This window comes from Paraburkholderia atlantica (assembly GCF_000092885.1).
Taxonomy (GTDB): domain Bacteria; phylum Pseudomonadota; class Gammaproteobacteria; order Burkholderiales; family Burkholderiaceae; genus Paraburkholderia; species Paraburkholderia atlantica.
Genome location: NC_014117.1, coordinates 2,485,801 through 2,507,000 on the forward strand (window position 1 = coordinate 2,485,801; position 21,200 = coordinate 2,507,000).

Sequence of the window (21,200 nt, forward strand, 5' to 3'; positions counted from 1 at the left end):
GCATGGATGCATGCCGCTTGCGGCGCAAAAAGCCCGCGGCTGCGAGCCGCGGGAAGTGGTGTGTGCAAATCGAAGCAATGGGATGTTCGCGGACCTTGCGCGCCGCAAGCCGCGAGTCAGCATGGCATGCGCAAGGCTCGCGGCCGCTTACTTCTTCACCGCCACTGCGGCGGCGCCCTTCTGCGTGGCGGCGGGCGCGGCCGCAGCGGCCGGCTCCTTGGCCGCTGCAGCTGCCGCAACCTGCGTGCTAGCAGCCGCGCCAACCGGTCCGACAGCGAGACCCTCCGCCTGCAGGCGCTCGATGGTGTGGCCGCCCATGCCCTTGACGCGCTTGCCGAGATCGGCCGCGTCCTTGAACGGGCCGTGCGCATTGCGTTCGTCGACGATCGCTTTGGCTTTTGCCGGACCGATGCCCTTGATGCCGCGCAGCGCGTCCTCGTTAGCCGTGTTGACGTCGACCGCCGCATACGCGTGGCCGAAAGCGGCGAGCATCGCCGCGGTAACCAGTACTTTTCGAAACATATTGGAATCTCCCTGTTGCCACTGGCCGGCGACCATCACCGGCCAGGAGATTCCAGTTTAAAGAGGACGGCGTACTAATTACACCTGGCCGAACAGCCAGCGCACGTAACGATCGACACCTTCCTGCACGCTCAGAAACGGCGCGTCGTAGCCGGCCGCGCGCAGCTTCGACTGATCGGCCTGCGTGAAGCACTGATACTTGCCGCGCAGCGCGTCGGGAAACGGAATGTATTCGATCAGCCCGCGTTGCACCTGATCCGCGAGCGACAGCGCCGGCTCGTTGTTCAGCGCACGCAGCGTGTTGACCACGGTGCTCGCGATGTCGTTGAACGGCTGCGCGCGGCCGGTGCCGAGATTGAAAATGCCGGACTTCTCCGGATGATCGAAGAAGAACAGATTGACCTTGACGACGTCTTCGACCGAGATGAAATCGCGCGTCTGCTCACCAGCCGCATAGCCGTTGTATTCGCCGAACAGCTTGACCTTGCCCTCGGCGCGGAACTGGTTGAAGTTGTGAAATGCGACCGACGCCATGCGCGCCTTATGCGTTTCGCGCGGACCGTAGACGTTGAAATAACGGAAGCCCACGATCTGGCTTTTCGCGGTGGGCAACACGCGGCGAATCACCTGGTCGAACAGGAACTTCGAATAGCCGTACACGTTGAGCGGCTGCTCGAGCTCGCGCTCCTCGACGAAGCGGCTCGAGCCGCCATACGTCGCCGCCGACGACGCATACAGGAACTGGACGTCCTGCGCGAGACAGATGTCGAGCACGTCGCGGCTATAGCGATAGTTGTTGTCCATCATGTAGCGGCCGTCGGTTTCCATCGTGTCCGAGCAGGCACCTTCGTGGAAGATCGCGCGCACCTTGCCGAAGTCGCCGCGCCTGAAGCGGTCGACGAATTCGGTTTTGTCGAGATAGTCGTCGATTTCGCAGTCGACCAGATTCCTGAACTTGTCCGCGCGCGTGAGGTTGTCGACGGCGATGATGTGCTGTTCGCCGCGCTCGTTGAGCGCCTTCACGAGATTGCTGCCGATAAAACCGGCCGCGCCGGTGACGATGACGGTCATGATGATCCTGCCGTAGTGAGCTTGGTAGTGAGCTTCGTTCAGTCAACGCCGCGAGGGGCCCGCTGGTCCGTCGACGACGGCGCCCCGCGGGCTGCATCAGGAGAAGAGTTCGTCGTAGTCGACGGTGGCGGTGCCCAGTTTGCCGACCACGATGCCGGCCGCGCGATTCGCAAGCCCGACCGCGTCGACGAGGGAAAGACCCGCGCCGAGCATCGCGGCAAGCGTCGCGATCACGGTGTCGCCCGCGCCCGACACATCATACACTTCGCGCGCAACGGCCGATGCGTGCAGGATGCCATCGTCGGCAAACAGCGTCATGCCCTCCTCCGAGCGCGTCAGCAGCAGCGCCTCGAACTGTAGTTCGGCGCGCAGCTTCGTGACGCGCGCGATCAGGTCTTCCTCGGACTTCCACTGCCCGACGACCTCGCGCAATTCCGCGCGATTCGGCGTGATCAGCGTCGCGCCGCGATAGCGTTCCCAGTCGTCGCCCTTCGGATCGACGAGCACCGGTTTGCCGGCCGCGTGCGCCTTCGCGATCATTTGCGTGACGTGCGTGAGGCCGCCCTTCGCGTAGTCGGACATCAGGATCACGTCGTGCGATGGCAGCAGCTCGTCGAAACGCGCAAGCCCCGCTAGCAGCACTTCATGCGCCGGCGAGTTCTCGAAATCGACGCGCAGTAATTGCTGCTGACGCGATAGCACCCGCAGCTTGATCGTCGTCAGCAAGGCCGGATCGCGTTCGAGATGCGGCGTCACGCCGCTTTCGTCGAGCAGCTGCACGATGCGCTCGCCGGGCTCGTCATGACCGACCACGCACAACAGGCCCGCTTGCGCGCCGAGCGCGACCGCGTTGCGCGCGACGTTCGCCGCGCCGCCCAGGCGATCTTCCTGGCGCTGCACGTGCACGACCGGCACGGGCGCCTCCGGAGAAATGCGGTTGACGTCGCCGAACCAGTAACGGTCGAGCATCACGTCGCCGACCACCAGCACGCGCGCCGCACTGAGCTGCCCGCGCGGCACGACCGTCAGCTTCTGCGCCGTCGTGGACGCGGGCGCCGCGGGCATGGCCTCAGGCATCGGCCGGAAGTTCAGAGGGTTGGGCATAGGGGCGTCCAATAGCGTGGTAGTCGATACCGAGCTCGATCATCGCGTCCGGTTCGTACAGATTGCGGCCGTCGAAAATCAGCGGTGTCTTCAGCACCGATTTCAGATGCACGAAATCAGGACTCTTGAACTCCTTCCATTCGGTCACGATCACGAGTGCATCGGCGCCCGTCAGCGTTTCGTCCTGGGTGCTCGTGAATGTGAGGCGCGCGAGCTGCTCGGGCGCCGCATGCAGATCCATCGCGAACACGCGCTGCGCCTCGGTCACGGCGACCGGATCGTACGCGCGCACGTTCGCGCCGCGCGCGAGCAGCTCACCGATCACGCGACGGCTCGGCGCCTCGCGCATGTCGTCCGTGTTCGGCTTGAACGCGAGGCCCCACACCGCGAACGTGCGGCCGCCCAGATCTTCGCCGAGCTTCGCTGCGATCTTGTTCACGAGCACGTCCTTCTGCTGGTCGTTCACTTCCTCGACCGCCTCGAGAATGCGCAGGTTGTGGCCGCTCTCGCTCGCGGTGCGGATCAGCGCCTGCACGTCCTTCGGAAAGCACGAGCCGCCATAGCCGCAGCCCGCGTACAGGAAGTGATAGCCGATGCGCGGATCGGAACCGATGCCGCGGCGCACCGCCTCGATGTCGGCGCCGACCTTGTCCGCGAGATTCGACATCTCGTTCATGAACGAGATGCGCGTCGCGAGCATCGCGTTGGCCGCGTACTTGGTGAACTCGGCCGAGCGCACGTCCATGTACAGCGTGCGTTCGTGATTGCGGTTGAACGGCGCGTACAGACGCTTCATCATTTCGCGCGCGCGCGCGCCGGGTTCGTCTTCATCGATGCCGATCACGATCCGGTCGGGGCGCATGAAGTCGTCGACGGCCGCACCTTCCTTCAGGAACTCGGGGTTCGACACCACTGAGAAGCGATGCTGCGCGCTTCCCGCGAGCCCGCGTTTCGCGAGCTCTTCGTTGATCACCGCGCGCACGCGTTGCGCGGTGCCGACCGGCACCGTCGATTTGTCGACGATCACCTTGAAGCCGTTCATCGTTCGGCCGATGTTGCGCGCGGCCTCGAGCACGTATTGCAGGTCGGCGGAGCCGTCTTCATCGGGCGGCGTGCCGACCGCGATGAACTGCACGTCGCCGTGCGCGACGCTCGCCGCAACATCGGTCGAGAACGTGATGCGGCCGGCCGCGCGCGTGCGGGCGATCATCTCCTGCAAGCCCGGCTCGTGAATCGGCACGCCGCCTTTGTTCAGGATGTCGATCTTGCGCTGATCGACGTCGAGACAGAAGACGTCGTTGCCGATTTCGGCGAGACAAGCGCCGGTGACAAGGCCCACATAGCCGGTGCCGATAATGGTGATTTTCATACGCTGTCCGGTAGATGGTTCCGGTGATGAATGCCGCTCATGAGGCCGGCGATAAACTCGTTGCGAAATTCGCGGGGCGATGGCGCGGCAATGAACGCCGACGCGGCCAAAGCCGCCCGTGCGGCATCAGCTTGACGCGGCAATCGGCTCGACGCGGCGCGGCGCATAGGTTTCCCAACCGCTGCATCCCGGGCACTGCCAGTAGAAAAGCCGCGCCCTGAAACCACAATTCTGGCACGTATAGCGTGGCAGATTTTTGGTGCGCTGGCGGATCAGTGTGCGCATCAGCTCGAGCTCGCTGCGCCGCGGCTCTTCGGCGACGGCCTGCTGCGCTTCGAGCAGACGCGTCATGCCGGCGAGATTCGGCGACTTCTGCATCTGCGTGCGCGCGAGCGCATGCGCGGCATCGGCGCCGCGCAGCGACGCGACGTGCTGATACGCGACGTCGAGTAGATCATTGCTCGGGTGACGGTCGACCCAAGTGGTCAGCAGATCGGCGCCCTCCTGCGCGCGGCCGAGCGCTTCATACGCCTTCATGATCTTCTCGGCAACGAGCGGCAGATAGGCGGGGTTCTGCTCCTCGACCCGGCGCCACTGCCCGATCGCCGCTTCCGGCGCGCCGCCGGCCGCGTCGACATCGCCGAACAGGATCGTCGCGCGCACGTTGGTCGGGTTCGCCTTCAGCGCGAGACTGAGCTGATGACGTGCTTCGTCCGGCTTCTTCTGCTGCAGCGCTTCCTGAGCAAGTTCGCAATGGAACTGCGCGATTTCCTTGTCGAGCGACGGCGCGCCCATCGTTTCGAGATGGCGCGCGGTATCGATCGACTTGACCCAGTCCTTCTCGATCTCGTAGATCGTCAACAGCGCGCGTTGAGCGCCCAGTGCGTAATCGCCCGCCTGCAGCGAGCGGAAGGTTTCTTCGGCACGGTCGAGCAGACCCGCTTTCAGGAAGTCCTGGCCGAGTTCGTACAGCGCGTGATCGCGCTCGTTGACCGGCAGATCCGCGCGGCTCAGCAGATTTTGATGCACCCGAATGGCGCGGTCCGTTTCGCCGCGCCGGCGGAACAGATTGCCGAGCGCGAAATGTAATTCGACGGTTTCAGGATCGAGCTTGACGACTTCGATGAATGCGTCGATCGCCTGGTCGGGCTGCTCGTTGAGCAGAAAGTTCAGGCCACGAAAATACGACCGCGGCAGGTTGGCGCTTTCGGACAGCAGCGTCTTGAGGTCGTAGCGCGCCGCCATCCAGCCGAACGCGAACGCGACGGGTATGACCAGCAGCCACCAGAAGTCTAGATCCATGCGATTAATGCAAATGTGCGGGAAAGCGAAAACGAAAAGCCGCGCTCAAAGCGCGCGACGCAAGACAGCTCAGACAGCTCAGATCAGCGGCGGCATCGGCGGCTGCTCCACCACGGCCGGAGTCTCGCGTGCCACGCGCAACTCGCGCCTGAGCCGGCCATTCTCCATGCGCAGACGCACGACGGCCGGCATCGCCGACACGAGCCCCGCGAGCAGGCCGATCACGAAAAACGCGAGGCCGATCAGAATCAAAGGCGCCGACCAGACATAGCCGGCGAGGAAATTCAGCGTAGCGGGTTGCGTGTTGGAAAGCGCCAGCACCAGCAGCAGCACGAACACCAGCACACGGATCAGCCAGACGATAAATTTCATGAATAGATCTCTTCACGGCAGTTGCGGGGTGACGCCGGCTTGATGACGCGTCGCGCCACGGTGTTGCCCGCGCCGAAGTGACCCGTATTGTAATGGATGCCCTCGCGGCTGGGCAGCAAGTGGCGGGACGGGGCACTTACGGGAGATTCGCGAAATGCAATGGCCGCAACGGAAGGCACCACTTCTCAAATGATGGACGAAAAAAAAGCGCCCGAAGGCGCTTTTCCTGGTCTTTTGCCGACTGGCTTTGGCCGCTGACGCTAGCTATGCCACGCTGCAAGACACACAGCGTAGTCATTAAAGGTCGTCATCCGGCTCCTCGGCCTTCAGCGGCTCGCCCGCGCGACGATCCACCCGCTCGCGCAATTCCTTGCCCGGCTTGAAGTGCGGTACGTACTTCTCGGGTACCAGCACCTTCTCGCCCGACTTCGGATTGCGTCCGACGCGGGAGGGACGGCGGTTGAGGCCGAAGCTGCCGAAGCCACGAATTTCGATGCGATGGCCTTTGGCAAGTGCCTCCGACATCGCATCAAGCATCGTCTTCACCGCGAAGTCCGCATCCTTGAGAACAAGTTGCGGAAATCGCGTAGCCAGCTGGGCGACCAATTCCGATTTGGTCATACTGCAGCAGACCTCTCAGGCTTACTGGTTCTGGCCGTCGAGCTTGGCCTTCAGCAGCGCGCCGAGGTTCGTCGTGCCGGTAGCGGCTGCGCTCGAATCCGAAGCAGCGAGACCACGGATGGCTTCCTGTTGTTCAGCCGAATCCTTCGCCTTGATCGACAGGTTGATGCCCCGCGACTTGCGATCGATATTGATGATCATCGCGTTGACCTTGTCGCCTTCCTTCAGCACGTTGCGAGCGTCTTCCACGCGGTCTTGGGCGATTTCCGAAGCACGCAGATAGCCTTCGACTTCACCCGACAGCTGGACCACAGCACCCTTCGCGTCCACCGACTTGACGGTACCGTCGACGACCGAACCCTTGTCGTTCATTGCAACGTAGTTGCTGAACGGGTCGCCTTCGAGCTGCTTGATACCCAGCGAAATACGTTCCTTCTCGACGTCGATGCCGAGAACGATCGCTTCCACTTCGTCGCCCTTCTTGTACTTGCGAACGGCCTCCTCGCCGGTTTCGCTCCACGACAGATCCGACAGGTGAACCAGACCGTCGATGCCGCCCGGCAGACCGATGAACACGCCGAAGTCGGTGATCGACTTGATGGCGCCGCTGATCTTGTCGCCCTTCTTGAAGTTGCGGCTGAAGTCGTCCCACGGGTTCGGCTTGCACTGCTTCATGCCGAGGCTGATACGACGGCGGTCTTCGTCGATTTCGAGAACCATGACTTCGACTTCGTCGCCCAGTTGGACAACCTTCGACGGAGCAACGTTCTTGTTGGTCCAGTCCATTTCCGACACGTGGACGAGGCCTTCGATGCCCGATTCCACTTCGACGAATGCGCCGTAGTCGGTGATGTTGGTGACCTTACCGAACAGACGCGTGCCCGACGGGTAACGGCGCGAGATGCCTTCCCACGGATCGTCGCCCAGTTGCTTGATACCGAGCGAAACGCGGTTCTTTTCCTGGTCGAACTTGAGGATCTTCGCGGTGACTTCCTGGCCAACCGACAGAACTTCGCTCGGATGACGCACACGACGCCATGCGATGTCGGTGATGTGCAGCAGGCCGTCGATACCGCCGAGGTCCACGAACGCGCCGTAGTCGGTGATGTTCTTGACCACGCCTTCGACGATCGCGCCTTCCTTCAGCGTTTCGAGCAGCTTCGCGCGCTCTTCGCCTTGCGTTGCCTCGATGACAGCACGGCGCGACAGCACGACGTTGTTACGCTTGCGGTCGAGCTTGATGACGCGGAATTCGAGGGTCTTGCCTTCGTACGGGGTCGTGTCCTTGACCGGACGCGTATCAACCAGCGAACCCGGCAGGAACGCGCGGATGCCGTTGACCATCACGGTCATACCGCCCTTGACTTTGCCCGTGATCGTACCGGTCACGAGTTCATTGTTGTCCAGCGCCTTTTCCAGCGACAGCCACGAAGCCAGACGCTTCGCCTTGTCACGCGACAGGATGGTGTCGCCATAGCCGTTTTCCAGCGCGTCGATCGCGACGGAAACGAAGTCGCCCGCCTGCACTTCTACCTCGCCCGCGTCATTCAGGAACTCTTCGAGCGGGATGTAGGCTTCGGACTTCAGACCAGCGTTCACGACCACGAAGTTGTGGTCGACACGCACGACTTCGGCGGAGATCACTTCGCCAGCGCGCATGTCCTGCTTGGTCAGCGACTCTTCGAACAGAGCCGCAAAAGATTCGGTATTCGGGGTAGAGGTTTGCAGGTCGGACATAAAAATCAGAGTTTGCATGGTCTTCGCAACGCCTGGCTCACCGGACCGGTCAGCAACTGCGGCAAATACGCGAACGCCACGCGGGGTTAAAGGGTTAAAAACAACGCTTCGCGACCATCGCGAAGCACCTACCAACAACGGCACTGCCGCCGCTGGCCACTACTGCGTGACCAGCGCTTCATACCATTGCACCACCTGCTCGACCGCCTGGTCGACCGACAATGCGGAGGTATCAAGCAGCTTTGCATCCGCCGCGGGCTTGAGCGGCGCGGCCGCGCGCTGACTGTCACGCTCGTCGCGCTCACGCAAATCCCGGAGCAAGTCATCTATATTAGCAGAAAATCCTTTTTGGATCAATTGCTTATGCCGGCGCACCGCGCGAGCCTCGACGCTCGCGGTCATGAACACCTTCAGCGCGGCGTCCTGGAAGATCACGGTGCCCATGTCGCGGCCGTCGGCGACCAGCCCCGGCTCCTTGCGAAACGCCCGCTGGCGCGCCACCAGCGCGGTTCGAACGGGCGCGTGCACGGCGATCGCCGAGGCGCGGCTGCCCACTTCCTCGGCGCGAATTTCGGTCGATACGTCGATCCCATCTAGCTGCGCGAGCCCCTCGCGAAACGTGATGTGGAGGTCGTCGATCAGTTTGACAAGTGCGTCGACGTCGTCCGCCGCGATGCCATAGCGCAAGCTCGCGAGGGCCGCGAGCCGGTACAGCGCGCCGCTGTCGAGCAGGTGAAAGCCAAGATTGGCGGCCACCATCGCGGCCACAGTGCCTTTGCCGGAGGCGCTGGGGCCGTCGATCGTAATGACGGGCGTCTGGTGAAAGGGACGGGTCGGTTTCATCTAAAAATGTCGCACATCGGGCGATCCGCACGCGAATCTGGGTTGCATCAGGGTTGCGCGAGCGCCGTGAAGCGCTCGAAATAATCGGGGAACGTCTTGCCGACGCACTTCGGGTCGTTGATCCTGATCGGCACGCCGCCCAAACTTACGAGCGAGAAGCACATCGCCATGCGGTGGTCGTCGTAGGTATCGATCGCGGCATTCGGGATCAGCTTTTCGGGCGGCGTGACGACGAGGAAATCCTCGCCTTCCTGTACCTTCGCGCCAACCTTGCGCAGCTCGGTCGCCATCGCGGCGATGCGGTCGGTTTCCTTCACACGCCAGCTCGCGATGTTGCGCAGCGTGGTCGTGCCGTCCGCGAACAGCGCGGCGACCGCGATCGTCATCGCGGCGTCGGGGATCAGGTTGAAGTCCATGTCGATCGGATCCAGCTTGCCATGGTCGTTGCCGACGCCACGCACTTCGATCCAGTCGTCGCCCATCTGCAGGTTCGCGCCCATCTTGATCAGCGCATCGGCAAACCCGACGTCGCCCTGGATGCTCGCGCGGCCCACTCCTTCCACTCTGAGCGGCCCGCCGCCAAGCGCGCCCGCGGCAAGGAAATACGACGCGGACGACGCATCCCCTTCCACCATGATCGTGCCCGGCGACCGATAACGCTGCCCCGCCGGCACCACGAACTGGTGCCAGCCGTGACGCTCGACCTCGATGCCGAAACGCGCCATCAGCTTGATCGTGATCTCGATGTACGGCTTCGAGATCAGCTCGCCGTCGACCTGCACGGTGGTGACGCCGCTCGCGGTGCGCAACAGCGGCAGCGTCATCAGCAGCGAGGTCAGGAACTGGCTCGACACGTCGCCGCGTACGCGGATCGGCGCGTCAGCCATGATCTGGGCGGGACGGATGCGCAGCGGCGGATAGCCTTCGTTCTGCTCGTAGTCGATCTTCGCGCCGATCTGGCGCAAACCGTCGACGAGATCGCCGATCGGCCGCTCGTGCATGCGCGGCACGCCGTGGATCCGGTAGTCCCCGCCGTTCACGGCGAGCGCCGCGGTCAGCGGACGCACCGCCGTGCCCGCATTGCCAAGGAACAGGTCAGCCGTGCGCGCCGTAAACGCGCCGCGCGTGCCGGTCACGACGCAGGTGTCGCCGTCGCGCTTCAAACGCACGCCGAGCTTTTCGAGTGCGTCGAGCATCACGCGGGTGTCGTCGGAATCGAGCAGGTTCGTGATCGTCGTCTCGCCTTCGGCGAGCGCGGCGAGCAGCAGCACCCGGTTCGAGATGCTCTTCGAGCCGGGCAGACGAACCGTGCCGGACGCACGGGAAAAAGGTCCGAGATCGAGGAATTCCATGATGTGTCCAGTTTCCGGTTATTTCGATGCGTCGCCACTGGCCACGCCAGCCGCGCGCTGCTCTTGCCACTGACTGCGCGCGACGCGCGAGCGCGCGAACACGGCTTCGAGCGCGGCGCCGTCGCCGGCTTCGATCGCCGTGCGCAGGCGCGCGAGTACCGCGGTGTACGCATCGAGCTCGTCGAGCAGCGCCGTGCGATTGGCGACGCAGACGTCGCGCCACATCTCCGGACTCGACGCGGCAATGCGCGTGAAGTCGCGAAACCCGCCCGCCGCGAACGAGAACTTCAACGCGGCGTCGGGCGAATTGAGGATCTGCTCGACGAGCGCGAAGGACAGCACATGCGGCAGATGACTGACCGACGCGAATACGCGGTCGTGCTGCTGCGGCGTCATGTCCCGCACCAAGGCGCCGGTGGCGCGCCACATCGCCGCGACGCGCTCGACCGCTTCCGGCGCATTCTCCGGCAGCGGGCACAATACGACGTTGCGGTTCACGTACAGATCGGGCAATGCGGCATCGACGCCGCTCGACTCGCGGCCGGCGATCGGATGGCCCGGCACGAACTGCCCGATCCGCGCGCCAAGCGCCGCGCGCGCGGCGGCGACCACGTCGGACTTGGTGCTGCCCGCATCGGTGACGATCGTCTTCGCGTCGAGATGGGGCGCGATGCGTTCGAGCAGCGGCTGGGTCTGCGCGACCGGCGCCGCGAGCAGCACGAAGTCCGCGCCCGCGAGCGCGTCGCGCAGCGCGACGTCGTCGTTGAGCACCGCGGCGCCGTCGATCACCCCGAGCGCCAACGCGCGCTCGCTCGACGCGGACGTCCGTCCGACGCCGATCACCGTGCGCGCTCCACCGGCTTCGCCGCGTTCACGCAACGCGCGCGCGAGCGATCCGCCGATCAGGCCGACACCGAAAATCACCAGCTTGTTAAAAGAAAACGCGGCCACGTCGCTCACACAATACGGACATTAAGCGCGCCATTCCTGCCTTTCGACGCGCGGGGTCAAGGTTCAATGTTTACGCTGCGGCAGGCTCGGCAAGCGTCTTCTCGAGCGCAGCGAGGAATGCTTCGTTTTCCTCCGGCAAGCCGATCGTGATGCGCAGCCACTGCGGCAAGCCGTAGTTGGCGACCGGTCGCACGATCACGGCCTGCTTCAGCAGTGCGAGGTTCACCCGGGCGCCGGCTTTGTCGTCGCTGCCGACGCGCACGAGCACGAAGTTGCCTTCGGACGGCACGTATTCGAGGCCGAGCTTGTCGAACGCCTCGGTCAGAAGCGTATAGCCCTGCGCGTTCAGCGCCGCACTTTTCTGCAGAAACGCGCTGTCGTTCAGTGCCGCAATCGCCGCGGCTTGCGCGAGCGTATTTACGTTAAACGGCTGACGCACTCGATTCAGCAAATCGGTCAACCCGGGCTGCGCGATCGCGAAGCCGATGCGCAAGCCCGCAAGCCCGAACGCCTTCGAGAACGTACGCGAAACCAGCAGGTTCGGATAGCGGCGCACCCAGTCGATGGAGTCGTAGCGCTTGTCCGCCGACAGATACTCGGTGTACGCCTCGTCGAGCACGACGACCACGTGGCGCGGCACCTTGCCGAGAAACGCCTCGAGCGTCGGGCCGTCGACGAACGTGCCGGTTGGATTGTTCGGATTGGCGACGAACACGAGACGCGTGTCGTCGTCGATCGCGGCGAGCATCGCGTCGAGGTCGTGACCGTAGCGCACCGCCGGCACGACGATCGCGCGCGCGCCGACGCCTTGCGTCGCGAGCGCATAGACCGCGAACGAATACTGCGAGAACACAACCGCCTGGCCCTTCTCGACGAACGCGTGCGCCGCGAGTTCGAGGATGTCGTTGCTGCCGTTGCCGAGGGTGATCCACTCAGCCGGCACGCCGTAACGCGCGGAGAGCGCCGCCTTCAGCTCGAAACCGTTCGAGTCCGGATAGCGGCCGAGATCGGCGACCGCCTGCGCCATCGCGCGCTGCGCGGATTCCGGCATGCCGAGCGGATTCTCGTTCGATGCCAGCTTCACGATGCTCGCCTCGTCGAGACCGAACTCGCGGGCCACTTCCGAAACTGGCTTGCCGGCGATGTACGGCGCGATCGCACGCACATAGGAAGGGCCGAAAGACGCTGTCATGAAAATCTCCGAACGACGATGGATAGTGAAATATGCGTTCGGGCGGCGCACGCGGCGCCGCCCGGGCTGCGCTGCCGGCCCTTAGCGGGCGCGCGGATACGAGCCGAGTATCTTCAGGAACGCGGCTTTTTCGCCGAGGCCCGCGAGCGCGGCCGCCACGGCCGGATCGTCGCGATGGCCTTCGACGTCGATATAGAAGTAGTACTCCCACGTGCCGACGCGCGCGGGGCGCGATTCGAAACGTGTCATCGACACGCCGTGGCGCGCGAGCGGCTCGAGCAGCTTGACCATCGCGCCCGGTTCGTTCGCGACCGACACGATCAGCGAGGTCTGGTCGTAGCCGCTCGGACCGGTCGGCTCCTTGCCGATCATTACGAAGCGCGTACGGTTGTGCGGATCGTCCTGGATCAGCGCGTTGGTGACCTGCAGGCCGTAGTGGATCGCGGCGCGATCGCCGGCGATGGCCGCGACGGTCGGATCTTCGGACGCCATCCGTGCGGCTTCCGCATTGCTCGACACCGCCTGACGCTCGAGATGCGGCGCATTGGTCGACAGCCAGCGCTGACACTGCGCAAGCGCTTGCGCGTGCGCGCAGACGCGCGTGACGCCGACGAGCCCGTTCTGCGTGAGCAGGTTGTGATGGATCGGCAATGCCAGTTCGCCGCCGATGGTCAGCTGCGTTTGCAGCAGCAGGTCCAGCGTGCGCGACACCGCGCCTTCGGTCGAGTTCTCGACCGGCACGACGCCGTAGTCGGCAGCGCCAGCCTCGACCGAGCGGAATACTTCGTCGATCGACGGGCACGGCAACCCTTCGATCGACTGACCAAAGTACTCGTGCATCGCCTGTTCGCTATAGGTGCCGACCGGCCCGAGGTACGCGGCCTTGATGCTCCTTTCTAGCGCGCGGCTCGCTGCCATGATCTCGCGCCAGATCGCGCTGATGTGTTCGTCCGCGAGCGGCCCCGCGCTCATTTCCTGCAGGCGCGCGATCACCTGCATCTCGCGCTCGGGCCGGAACACCGGCGCGTTGAAATGCTTCTTGACCTCGCCCACTTCGAGCGCGACCGACGCGCGCTGGTTCAGGAGCGCGATCAGCTGCGCGTCGAGCGCGTCGATGCGATCGCGCAGAGGTTTGAGTCGTGTATTGAGTTCGTCGTCCATGCGTAAAACGGCTCTGCGGGGTAACTGCTGGAAAAGATGCGCGCGCCTGCCGGTCAGTGCGACTCAGGCGCTGCGCTGTTCGAATTCCTTCATGTATTCGACAAGCGCTTTGACGCCTTCGAGCGGGACGGCGTTATAAATCGACGCCCGCATGCCGCCGACGGACTTGTGGCCCTTTAGCTGCACCAATCCCCGCGCTTTCGCGCCGGACAGGAAATCCTCGTTGCGCGACTCGTCGGCAAGGAAGAACGGTACGTTCATCCGCGAACGCGAGCCACGTTCGACCTTGTTCAGATAGAAGCTGCTCGAGTCGATCGTGTCGTACAGCAGCTTCGATTTTTCAAGGTTGCGTGCCTCCATCGCCACGAGGCCGCCCTGCTTCTTCAACCACTTGAACACGAGCCCGGCGATATAGATCGCATAGGTGGGCGGCGTGTTGTACATCGAGTTGTTCTCGGCGACGGTCTTCCATTCGAACGCCGACGGGCAGATCGGCATCGCGCGATCGAGCATGTCCTCACGCACGATTACGACCGTCACCCCCGCCATGCCGATGTTCTTCTGCGCGCCGCCAAACAGCACGCCGTATTTGGCGATGTCCATCGGGCGCGACAGGATATGCGACGACGCGTCCGCGACGAGCGGAATGTCGCCGAGGTCGGGAATCTCGAAAGTTTCGACGCCGTGAATGGTCTCGTTGGTGCACAAATGCACGTAAGCCGGATCGTCCGACAGTTGCCATTCAGAACGCGCCGGCGCGCGGGTGAAGCCGTCGGCTGTCTTGCCTGTCGCGGCAAGATGCACGGTGCCGTATTTGTGCGCTTCCTTGAACGATTTTTGGGACCACGAGCCGGTGACAACGAAATCAGCGCGCGGTTTCGAACCGAGCAGGTTCATCGGCACGATCGCGTTTTCGCCGAGCCCGCCGCCCTGCAGGAACAGGATGCGGTGGCTTGCCGGAACCTGCAGCAATTCGCGCAGATCGGTCAGCGCTGCTTCGTGGATCGACATGAATTCCTTGCCACGATGGCTCATTTCCATCACGCTCATGCCGCTGCCTTGCCAGTTCAGCATCTCGTCGGCTGCCTGGCGCAGCACTTCTTCGGGCATGGCCGCCGGGCCGGCGGAGAAATTAAAAACGCGCATGTGAGGTCCTGGAAGCGGGCGCGAAATAACAATGTCGCGCGGGAATCGGCGAAAAGAACTGCGAAATGGCTCGGCGAAAAAGAAAATGGCCGTCTGCGCCAGTGCGCAAACGACCATTATCGCATTGTCGCCGCCAACCCGCCACGCCGGGCGGCCCAGCAGGCGCGGCGACAGGCCGACTGATGAGCGCGGCCCGCGAGCGGAATTTACTTGGCAGCCGCCTTGACCGATGCGACTTCCTTGTCGGCCTGATCACGCGTTGCTTTGATCGATTCCGGCATGTACTTCTGCATCAGACCGTTCACGACGTCGCGGCCAACCTGGTCTTGCACCTGGATGAACTTGCGGCCGGTCGGGCTCTTGTAGAACGTGGTCAGGTCCTTGATTTCCGACACGCTGTAGTACTTCGCGTACGCATCGTACTGAGCTTGCATCGCGTCCTGACGGAAAGCGTCGGTTGCGAAGACCTGACCTGCCGCGTCCACCAGCTTCGGTACCGCGTTCTTTTGCAGGGCCGGCACGGCAGCCTGCTTCTGCTTGTCCGTCATCGTCTTGTTCTCGGTCAGCGCGTCCGACAGGATTGCCGGCACGAGCTGCTTGGCCTGCATCTGCGCGCTGTTGCCGATTGCGCCAACCAGCTTCTGCGCGTCGATGGCGTCGAGCAGGTCCTTGATGGCAGCTTGCTTGGCCGGATCAACCGGTGCTGCTGCGGCAGCCGGAGCTGCGGGCGCCTGGTTCTGCAGCGCTTGAGCCATGGCGAAGGTCGGCACGATGGCAGCCAGCAACATCAGTTGTTTAAATCGTTTTTGCATCATTACTCCCTAAGAGAAATTAACTTGAACCGCACGCCGCACGGGAAAGCGTACCGGCCCGATACGCGTTGACCCGCAGCGTAGCTTCAACGTATTAACTGAGACTGAAAGCCGCTGGCACGGATCAGGCCGCGCCGCCGCCCTCACCGCCGTTATCACCTTCAGTGGAGCCGTCGGAATCGATTTCCGACTCGCCCTCCGCCTCAGCTACCTGTTGCAGACCGGACAGCTTGGTCCCTTCGTCAAGGCTGATGAGTGTAACACCTTGCGTTGCGCGTCCCATTTCACGAATTTCCGACACTCGCGTGCGAATCAGCACGCCCGTCGTGGTAATCAGCATGATCTGCGCTTCAGGGTCCACGAGCGTCGCGGCAACGACCCTGCCATTGCGCTCCGACGTCTGGATCGCGATCATGCCCTTCGTGCCACGGCCATGACGCGTGTACTCGGTGATCGGCGTGCGCTTGCCGAAACCGTTCTCGGTCGCGGTGAGCACCGACTGCTGCTCGTCGCCGGCCACCAGCAACGCGATCACGTTCTGGCCGTCCTCGAGCTGCATGCCGCGCACGCCGCGCGCCTCGCGGCCCATCGGACGCACGTCGTTTTCGTCGAAGCGCACTGCCTTGCCCGAATCCGAGAACAGCATCACGTCGTGCTGGCCGTCGGTGATCGCGGCGCCGATCAGGTAATCACCCTCATCGAGACCGACCGCAATAATACCCTTGCGCAGCGGCCGGCTGAATGCTTCGAGCGGCGTCTTCTTTACCGTTCCCAACGCGGTCGCCATGAACACGAACTTGTCGGCCGAGAACTCCTTGACCGGCAGCACGACCGTGATCTTTTCGCCTTCCTGCAGCGGGAACATATTGACGATGGGCCGCCCGCGCGAATTGCGCGAGCCCTGCGGTACCTCGTAGACCTTGACCCAGTACACACGGCCGCGATTCGAGAAGCACAGGATGTGGTCGTGTGTATTGGCGATGAACAGCGTGTCGATCCAGTCGTCTTCCTTCATGGAAGTGGCCTGCTTGCCACGACCGCCGCGCTTCTGGGCCCGATATTCGGACAGCGGCTGCGATTTCACGTAGCCCGCGTGCGACATCGTCACGACCATTTCCTGCGGCGTGATCAGGTCTTCGGTGTTCAGCTCGGTCGCGTTCAACTCGATCTTCGAGCGACGCGCATCGCCGAATTCGGCCTTGATCGACGTGAGTTCTTCGACGATGATCGCCGAAATGCGTTCCGGGCGAGCCAGGATGTCCAGCAGGTCAGCGATCTGCGCCATCACGTCGCGGTATTCGCCAATGATCTTGTCCTGCTCGAGACCGGTCAGGCGTTGCAGACGCATCTGCAGGATTTCCTGCGCCTGCGTATCGGACAAGCGGTAGAGGCCGTCGGCCTGCATGCCGAACGACGGGTTGAGCCCCTCCGGACGATAAGCTTCGCGACCGCCGGCCGACGCGTTATCCGTCTCGGCGCGCGACAACATTTCGCGCACGAGCGACGAATCCCATGAGCGCGACATCAGTTCCTGCTTGGCGATAGGCGGTGTCGGCGCGGCCTTGATCAGCGCGATGAATTCGTCGATGTTCGCGAGCGCAACCGCAAGACCTTCGAGCACGTGACCACGTTCGCGCGCCTTGCGCAGTTCGTAGACGGTGCGCCGCGTCAGCACTTCCCGGCGATGCGACAGGAAGCACGTCAACATTTCCTTCAGATTCAGGAGCTTCGGCTGACCGTCGACGAGCGCGACCATGTTCATGCCGAACGTGTCCTGAAGCTGGGTCGCCTTGTAAAGGTTGTTCAGCACGACCTCGGGCACTTCGCCGCGCTTGAGCTCGATCACGACACGCATGCCGCTCTTGTCGGATTCGTCGCGGATGTCGGAAATGCCTTCGAGCTTCTTCTCGTTGACGAGTTCGGCGATACGCTCGAGCAGCGAACGCTTGTTCACCTGATACGGCAATTCGTCGACGATGATCGCCATGCGCTGGCCACGGTCGATTTCCTCAAAGTGCGTCAGCGCGCGCATCACGACCCGGCCGCGACCGGTGCGATAGCCGTCTCGCACGCCGGCCACGCCGTAGATGATGCCGGCGGTCGGGAAGTCGGGTGCGGGGATGATCTCGATGAGCTCGTCGATCGTCGCTTCCGGGTTTTTCAGCAAATGCTGACACGCGTCGACGACTTCGTTCAGGTTGTGCGGCGGAATGTTGGTCGCCATGCCGACCGCGATGCCGGACGAGCCATTGATCAGCAGGTTAGGGATGCGCGCGGGCAGGATGGCTGGCTCGTTCTCGCTGCCGTCGTAGTTCGGCACGAAGTCGACCGTTTCCTTGTCGATGTCGGCCAGCAGTTCGTGGCCGATCTTCGCCATGCGGATTTCGGTGTAACGCATTGCCGCGGCGTTGTCACCGTCGACCGAACCGAAGTTCCCCTGGCCGTCGACGAGCATGTAGCGCAGCGAGAAGTCCTGCGCCATCCGTACGATCGTGTCGTAGACAGCGGTGTCGCCGTGCGGATGATATTTACCGATGACGTCGCCGACGATACGCGCCGACTTCTTGTAGGCGCGGTTCCAGTCGTTGTTCAGCTCGTGCATCGCGTACAGCACGCGCCGGTGAACCGGCTTCAAGCCATCGCGGACATCGGGAAGCGCTCGCCCTACGATCACGCTCATCGCGTAATCGAGATACGAACGGCGCATTTCCTCCTCAAGGGAGATTGGCAGAGTCTCTTTGGCGAATTGATCCATTATCCGTATCTTTTACGTGCGAAGGCGCGGGTTCGCCGCAACTTCGCGTAAGCATTGCAGGCGCAACGCATCACGCGATTCTAACATGCCACGCATCGGCGCCCGACGACGGTACGTATACATATTAGAGCGGTACCCGCCAACACCTCGCCAATCTCACAATTTCGGGCTCATCAGGCTCGATTCCTGCATGGGGCCAATTCGCCGCTCAGGCAGAGCCGGCGGACCGTTCAGACGAAAACATTTGTTGCGCATGCACCACAATTGGAGGGGGATTTGAATGGGGGCAGATTTTTTTTTCGTCGGAGGGGAACGATATGGCAAAATGCCAACGCACAAAGAGTCAGACACTGCTCGAAGTCTAGACAGCCGGTTTTTGTTCCGCACCAATGTTATACTTCGAGCAATGTATGACTGGTCATCCGTCAACAGGCTCGCAGTAAACCTGCGGTAATCTCAATTTCGAGAGGAGAAATATGAATAAACTTTCAAAGCTCGCGTTCATTGCAGCTACCGCAGTTATGGCTGCATCCGCCATGGCGCAGTCGGTGCCGGCGTCGCGACAAGCTACCAACGACAACTGGGTGAATGGTACTGGCGAATACGTGTGGATGAACGGCACGAACGAGCTTTGCTGGCGCAATGCATTCTGGACGCCCGCAACGGCTAACGCCAAGTGCGACGGCGCTCTGGTTGCTCAGGCTCCGACCCCGCCGGCACCGGTCGCTCCGGCTCCGGCTATCTCCAGCGAAAAGATTACGTATCAAGCTGATGCGCTGTTCGACTTCGACAAGGCAATCCTGAAGCCGGCTGGCAAGGAACGTCTGAGCGAACTGGCATCGAAGATTCAGGGCATCAACCTCGAAGTCGTCGTCGCTACGGGCCACACCGACCGTATCGGTTCGGACGCCTACAACGACCGTCTGTCGCTGCGTCGTGCTCAAGCTGTGAAGGCCTTCCTGGTCAGCAAGGGCGTCGAAGCCAACCGTATCTACACGGAAGGCAAGGGCCGCCGCAACCCGGTTACCACCGGTTGCAACCAGAAGAACCGCAAGCAACTCATCGCCTGCCTCGCACCGGACCGCCGCGTGGAAGTCGAAGTTGTCGGTACGCCGAAGCAGTAAGCTGGAAAATTACCGCAGTATCGAAAGCCCCGCTTCCGCGGGGCTTTTTTTATGTGCGGGTGCCGCCATGCGATGTGATGCGCGACGGAAGAACACCCCGCTCCGCTACTAGCGGCTCTCAGGTCGCATCGGCAGTCGCTCGCCGACACGCTTTTGCCGCTCTTTCTCTTGCCCTATATACTCAGGGTTTATCCTCGAGCGTCCGCTCACCGCTTTCATCGAGGCAGCCTTCGCCATGACCAACGCCGATCCCCACGAACTACAGAAATTCAGCGACCTCGCGCATCGTTGGTGGGACCCGAACGCCGAATTCAAACCGTTGCACGAACTGAATCCGATTCGCCTGAGCTGGATCGACGCTCACGCGCATCTCGCCGGCAAAAAGGTGCTCGATATCGGTTGCGGCGGCGGCATCCTGTCGGAATCGATGGCAGGCTTGGGCGCTCATGTGAAGGGCATCGACCTGTCGACACAGGCACTCGGCGTCGCCGATCTTCACAGTCTTGAAAGCGGTGTAACCGTCGATTACGAAGAAATCGCAGCCGAGGCGCTGGCCGCGCGCGAACCGGGCACTTATGACGTGGTCACCTGCATGGAAATGCTCGAGCACGTGCCCAAGCCGGCGGCGATCGTCGAGGCCTGCAAGAATCTCGTGAAGCCGGGCGGCTGGGTGTTTTTCTCCACGCTGAACCGCAACGTGAAGTCGTATCTGTTCGCGGTGATCGGCGCCGAATACATCGCGCGAATGCTGCCGAAGGGCACGCACGACTACGCGCGCTTCATCCGCCCGTCGGAACTCGCCGGCTTCGTGCGCGCCGCCGATCTGCGCACGGCCGACATCAAGGGCATCGTGTACAACCCGCTCAGCAAGCATTTCGCGCTGTCGTCCGACACGAGCGTCAACTATATGCTCGCTTGTCGCCGCGACGCCTGACCTGCCAGAACCGCCCGATCCGCCGTATCCGAAACTAACAATGAGCGACCCGACTCCCCTGCCGCAACGCGAAGACAACGACGACACGCTCGGCTTTTGCCTCGCCGTACTTTTCGATCTCGACGGCACGCTTGCCGACACGGCGCCCGACCTCGCGGCCGCCGTCAACAAGATGCGCCACGACCGGGGACTCGAAATGGTGCCGCTCGAAAAGCTGCGGCCACTGGCCTCGGCCGGAGCGCGGGGACTGATCTGCGGCGCGTTCGGCATCGGGCCCGATCATCACGAATTCGCATCGATGCGCGAGGAGTTTCTCGCGAACTACGAAGCGGATCTATGCATCGAGACGACGCTCTTTCCGGGCATCGCGGAAGTGCTCGACGAACTCGACGCGCGCGGCGTGCGCTGGGGCATCGTCACGAACAAGGTCGCGCGGCTCACCGAGCCGCTCGTCGCGCAACTCGGGCTCGAGGAGCGCGCCGGCTGCGTGGTGAGCGGCGACACGACTCCGCATTCGAAGCCGCACCCCGCGCCACTGCTGCACGCGGCGCGTGAGCTGAACATCGCGCCGGAGCGCGTCGTCTATATCGGCGACGACCTGCGCGACGTCCAGGCGGGTTTTGCCGCGGGCATGAAGACAGTCGCCGCGGCGTACGGCTATTGCGGCAACGACATTCCGCCGACACGGTGGCACGCGCAACACGTCGTGGAGTCGACGGCGGAGTTGCAGACGCTGCTGCGCGACATTGGCTGACAAAGTCCGACCACCCAACGCGTGCCGTCGATCTATTGTAAAATCTCCTTTGGCTCATATATGTGAGCAACGAACCGC

At 63.0% G+C, this 21,200-nt stretch carries 19 protein-coding genes; 3 read left to right on the top strand and 16 right to left on the bottom strand.

The window, feature by feature from the left end:
- Nucleotides 1-147: 147 nt before the first annotated feature.
- From BC1002_RS11115 to gyrA, 16 genes are all read right to left on the bottom strand, one after another.
- On the bottom strand, nucleotides 148-522 hold the full coding sequence (locus BC1002_RS11115) for a ComEA family DNA-binding protein (protein WP_013090135.1): 375 nt from the start codon (nucleotides 520-522) through the stop codon (nucleotides 148-150).
- Nucleotides 523-600: 78 nt separating this feature from the next.
- A complete protein-coding gene (gene rfaD, locus BC1002_RS11120) occupies nucleotides 601-1,593 on the bottom strand; it encodes an ADP-glyceromanno-heptose 6-epimerase (protein WP_013090136.1) in 993 nt (330 codons plus the stop codon).
- 96 nt (nucleotides 1,594-1,689) lie between these two features.
- Nucleotides 1,690-2,697 (bottom strand): D-glycero-beta-D-manno-heptose-7-phosphate kinase, encoded by a 1,008-nt coding sequence (rfaE1, locus tag BC1002_RS11125; protein ID WP_013090137.1) that lies wholly within the window; start codon nucleotides 2,695-2,697, stop codon nucleotides 1,690-1,692.
- Entirely contained in the window at nucleotides 2,663-4,066 is a 1,404-nt protein-coding gene (locus BC1002_RS11130; RefSeq protein WP_013090138.1) for a UDP-glucose dehydrogenase family protein, read from the bottom strand. Before BC1002_RS11130 ends, rfaE1 begins: the two co-directional genes overlap by 35 nt.
- A gap of 126 nt (nucleotides 4,067-4,192) precedes the next feature.
- Nucleotides 4,193-5,368, bottom strand: a complete 1,176-nt coding sequence (gene lapB / locus BC1002_RS11135) for a lipopolysaccharide assembly protein LapB (RefSeq protein ID WP_013090139.1) — start codon at nucleotides 5,366-5,368, stop codon at nucleotides 4,193-4,195.
- A 78-nt stretch (nucleotides 5,369-5,446) separates the two neighbouring features.
- On the bottom strand, nucleotides 5,447-5,740 hold the full coding sequence (locus BC1002_RS11140; RefSeq protein WP_013090140.1) for a LapA family protein: 294 nt from the start codon (nucleotides 5,738-5,740) through the stop codon (nucleotides 5,447-5,449).
- A 297-nt stretch (nucleotides 5,741-6,037) separates the two neighbouring features.
- Nucleotides 6,038-6,361, bottom strand: coding sequence for an integration host factor subunit beta (locus BC1002_RS11145; RefSeq protein WP_006050255.1), 324 nt, complete (start codon nucleotides 6,359-6,361; stop codon nucleotides 6,038-6,040).
- 21 nt (nucleotides 6,362-6,382) lie between these two features.
- Nucleotides 6,383-8,116 (bottom strand): 30S ribosomal protein S1, encoded by a 1,734-nt coding sequence (gene rpsA, locus BC1002_RS11150; protein WP_008921410.1) that lies wholly within the window; start codon nucleotides 8,114-8,116, stop codon nucleotides 6,383-6,385.
- A 141-nt stretch (nucleotides 8,117-8,257) separates the two neighbouring features.
- Nucleotides 8,258-8,941, bottom strand: coding sequence for a (d)CMP kinase (cmk, locus tag BC1002_RS11155; RefSeq protein ID WP_013090141.1), 684 nt, complete (start codon nucleotides 8,939-8,941; stop codon nucleotides 8,258-8,260).
- Nucleotides 8,942-8,988: 47 nt separating this feature from the next.
- Nucleotides 8,989-10,293: a 3-phosphoshikimate 1-carboxyvinyltransferase gene (gene aroA / locus BC1002_RS38820; protein ID WP_013090142.1), complete on the bottom strand. Its 1,305-nt coding sequence runs from the start codon at nucleotides 10,291-10,293 to the stop codon at nucleotides 8,989-8,991.
- Nucleotides 10,294-10,311: 18 nt separating this feature from the next.
- Nucleotides 10,312-11,253 carry a prephenate dehydrogenase gene (locus BC1002_RS38825; protein WP_013090143.1) on the bottom strand — a complete coding sequence of 314 codons (942 nt, stop codon included), beginning with the start codon at nucleotides 11,251-11,253 and terminating at the stop codon, nucleotides 10,312-10,314.
- 61 nt (nucleotides 11,254-11,314) lie between these two features.
- Entirely contained in the window at nucleotides 11,315-12,436 is a 1,122-nt protein-coding gene (gene hisC / locus BC1002_RS11170; RefSeq protein WP_013090144.1) for a histidinol-phosphate transaminase, read from the bottom strand.
- A gap of 81 nt (nucleotides 12,437-12,517) precedes the next feature.
- The gene (gene pheA / locus BC1002_RS11175; RefSeq protein WP_013090145.1) at nucleotides 12,518-13,597 is read right to left on the bottom strand and encodes a prephenate dehydratase; all 1,080 of its coding nucleotides are present in this window, start codon (nucleotides 13,595-13,597) and stop codon (nucleotides 12,518-12,520) included.
- Between the two features lie 63 nt (nucleotides 13,598-13,660).
- Nucleotides 13,661-14,743 carry a 3-phosphoserine/phosphohydroxythreonine transaminase gene (gene serC / locus BC1002_RS11180; RefSeq protein WP_013090146.1) on the bottom strand — a complete coding sequence of 361 codons (1,083 nt, stop codon included), beginning with the start codon at nucleotides 14,741-14,743 and terminating at the stop codon, nucleotides 13,661-13,663.
- 206 nt (nucleotides 14,744-14,949) lie between these two features.
- Complete coding sequence (locus BC1002_RS11185) at nucleotides 14,950-15,555, bottom strand: DUF2059 domain-containing protein (RefSeq protein ID WP_013090147.1); 606 nt, start codon at nucleotides 15,553-15,555, stop codon at nucleotides 14,950-14,952.
- Between the two features lie 124 nt (nucleotides 15,556-15,679).
- Nucleotides 15,680-18,310, bottom strand: coding sequence for a DNA gyrase subunit A (gene gyrA, locus BC1002_RS11190; RefSeq protein ID WP_083788685.1), 2,631 nt, complete (start codon nucleotides 18,308-18,310; stop codon nucleotides 15,680-15,682).
- A gap of 476 nt (nucleotides 18,311-18,786) precedes the next feature.
- On the opposite strand from gyrA, the gene ompA reads away from it, so the two are divergent.
- The 3 genes from ompA (at nucleotide 18,787) to gph (ending at nucleotide 21,122) form a co-directional block, all read left to right on the top strand.
- Nucleotides 18,787-19,434: an outer membrane protein OmpA gene (gene ompA, locus BC1002_RS11195; RefSeq protein WP_013090149.1), complete on the top strand. Its 648-nt coding sequence runs from the start codon at nucleotides 18,787-18,789 to the stop codon at nucleotides 19,432-19,434.
- Nucleotides 19,435-19,669: 235 nt separating this feature from the next.
- Nucleotides 19,670-20,368 carry a bifunctional 2-polyprenyl-6-hydroxyphenol methylase/3-demethylubiquinol 3-O-methyltransferase UbiG gene (gene ubiG / locus BC1002_RS11200; RefSeq protein WP_013090150.1) on the top strand — a complete coding sequence of 233 codons (699 nt, stop codon included), beginning with the start codon at nucleotides 19,670-19,672 and terminating at the stop codon, nucleotides 20,366-20,368.
- A gap of 40 nt (nucleotides 20,369-20,408) precedes the next feature.
- Nucleotides 20,409-21,122 carry a phosphoglycolate phosphatase gene (gene gph, locus BC1002_RS11205; RefSeq protein WP_013090151.1) on the top strand — a complete coding sequence of 238 codons (714 nt, stop codon included), beginning with the start codon at nucleotides 20,409-20,411 and terminating at the stop codon, nucleotides 21,120-21,122.
- The last annotated feature ends 78 nt before the right edge of the window (nucleotides 21,123-21,200 follow it).

Bases quoted from the DNA above. Each gene is read 5' to 3' on its own strand.
- BC1002_RS11115 (WP_013090135.1), bottom strand. From the start codon at position 522: ATGTTTCGAAAAGTACTGGTTACCGCGGCGATGCTCGCCGCTTTCGGC.
- rfaD (WP_013090136.1), bottom strand. From the start codon at position 1,593: ATGACCGTCATCGTCACCGGCGCGGCCGGTTTTATCGGCAGCAATCTC.
- rfaE1 (WP_013090137.1), bottom strand. From the start codon at position 2,697: ATGCCCAACCCTCTGAACTTCCGGCCGATGCCTGAGGCCATGCCCGCG.
- BC1002_RS11130 (WP_013090138.1), bottom strand. From the start codon at position 4,066: ATGAAAATCACCATTATCGGCACCGGCTATGTGGGCCTTGTCACCGGC.
- lapB (WP_013090139.1), bottom strand. From the start codon at position 5,368: ATGGATCTAGACTTCTGGTGGCTGCTGGTCATACCCGTCGCGTTCGCG.
- BC1002_RS11140 (WP_013090140.1), bottom strand. From the start codon at position 5,740: ATGAAATTTATCGTCTGGCTGATCCGTGTGCTGGTGTTCGTGCTGCTG.
- BC1002_RS11145 (WP_006050255.1), bottom strand. From the start codon at position 6,361: ATGACCAAATCGGAATTGGTCGCCCAGCTGGCTACGCGATTTCCGCAA.
- rpsA (WP_008921410.1), bottom strand. From the start codon at position 8,116: ATGCAAACTCTGATTTTTATGTCCGACCTGCAAACCTCTACCCCGAAT.
- cmk (WP_013090141.1), bottom strand. From the start codon at position 8,941: ATGAAACCGACCCGTCCCTTTCACCAGACGCCCGTCATTACGATCGAC.
- aroA (WP_013090142.1), bottom strand. From the start codon at position 10,293: ATGGAATTCCTCGATCTCGGACCTTTTTCCCGTGCGTCCGGCACGGTT.
- hisC (WP_013090144.1), bottom strand. From the start codon at position 12,436: ATGACAGCGTCTTTCGGCCCTTCCTATGTGCGTGCGATCGCGCCGTAC.
- pheA (WP_013090145.1), bottom strand. From the start codon at position 13,597: ATGGACGACGAACTCAATACACGACTCAAACCTCTGCGCGATCGCATC.
- serC (WP_013090146.1), bottom strand. From the start codon at position 14,743: ATGCGCGTTTTTAATTTCTCCGCCGGCCCGGCGGCCATGCCCGAAGAA.
- BC1002_RS11185 (WP_013090147.1), bottom strand. From the start codon at position 15,555: ATGCAAAAACGATTTAAACAACTGATGTTGCTGGCTGCCATCGTGCCG.
- gyrA (WP_083788685.1), bottom strand. From the start codon at position 18,310: ATGGATCAATTCGCCAAAGAGACTCTGCCAATCTCCCTTGAGGAGGAA.
- ompA (WP_013090149.1), top strand. From the start codon at position 18,787: ATGAATAAACTTTCAAAGCTCGCGTTCATTGCAGCTACCGCAGTTATG.
- ubiG (WP_013090150.1), top strand. From the start codon at position 19,670: ATGACCAACGCCGATCCCCACGAACTACAGAAATTCAGCGACCTCGCG.
- gph (WP_013090151.1), top strand. From the start codon at position 20,409: ATGAGCGACCCGACTCCCCTGCCGCAACGCGAAGACAACGACGACACG.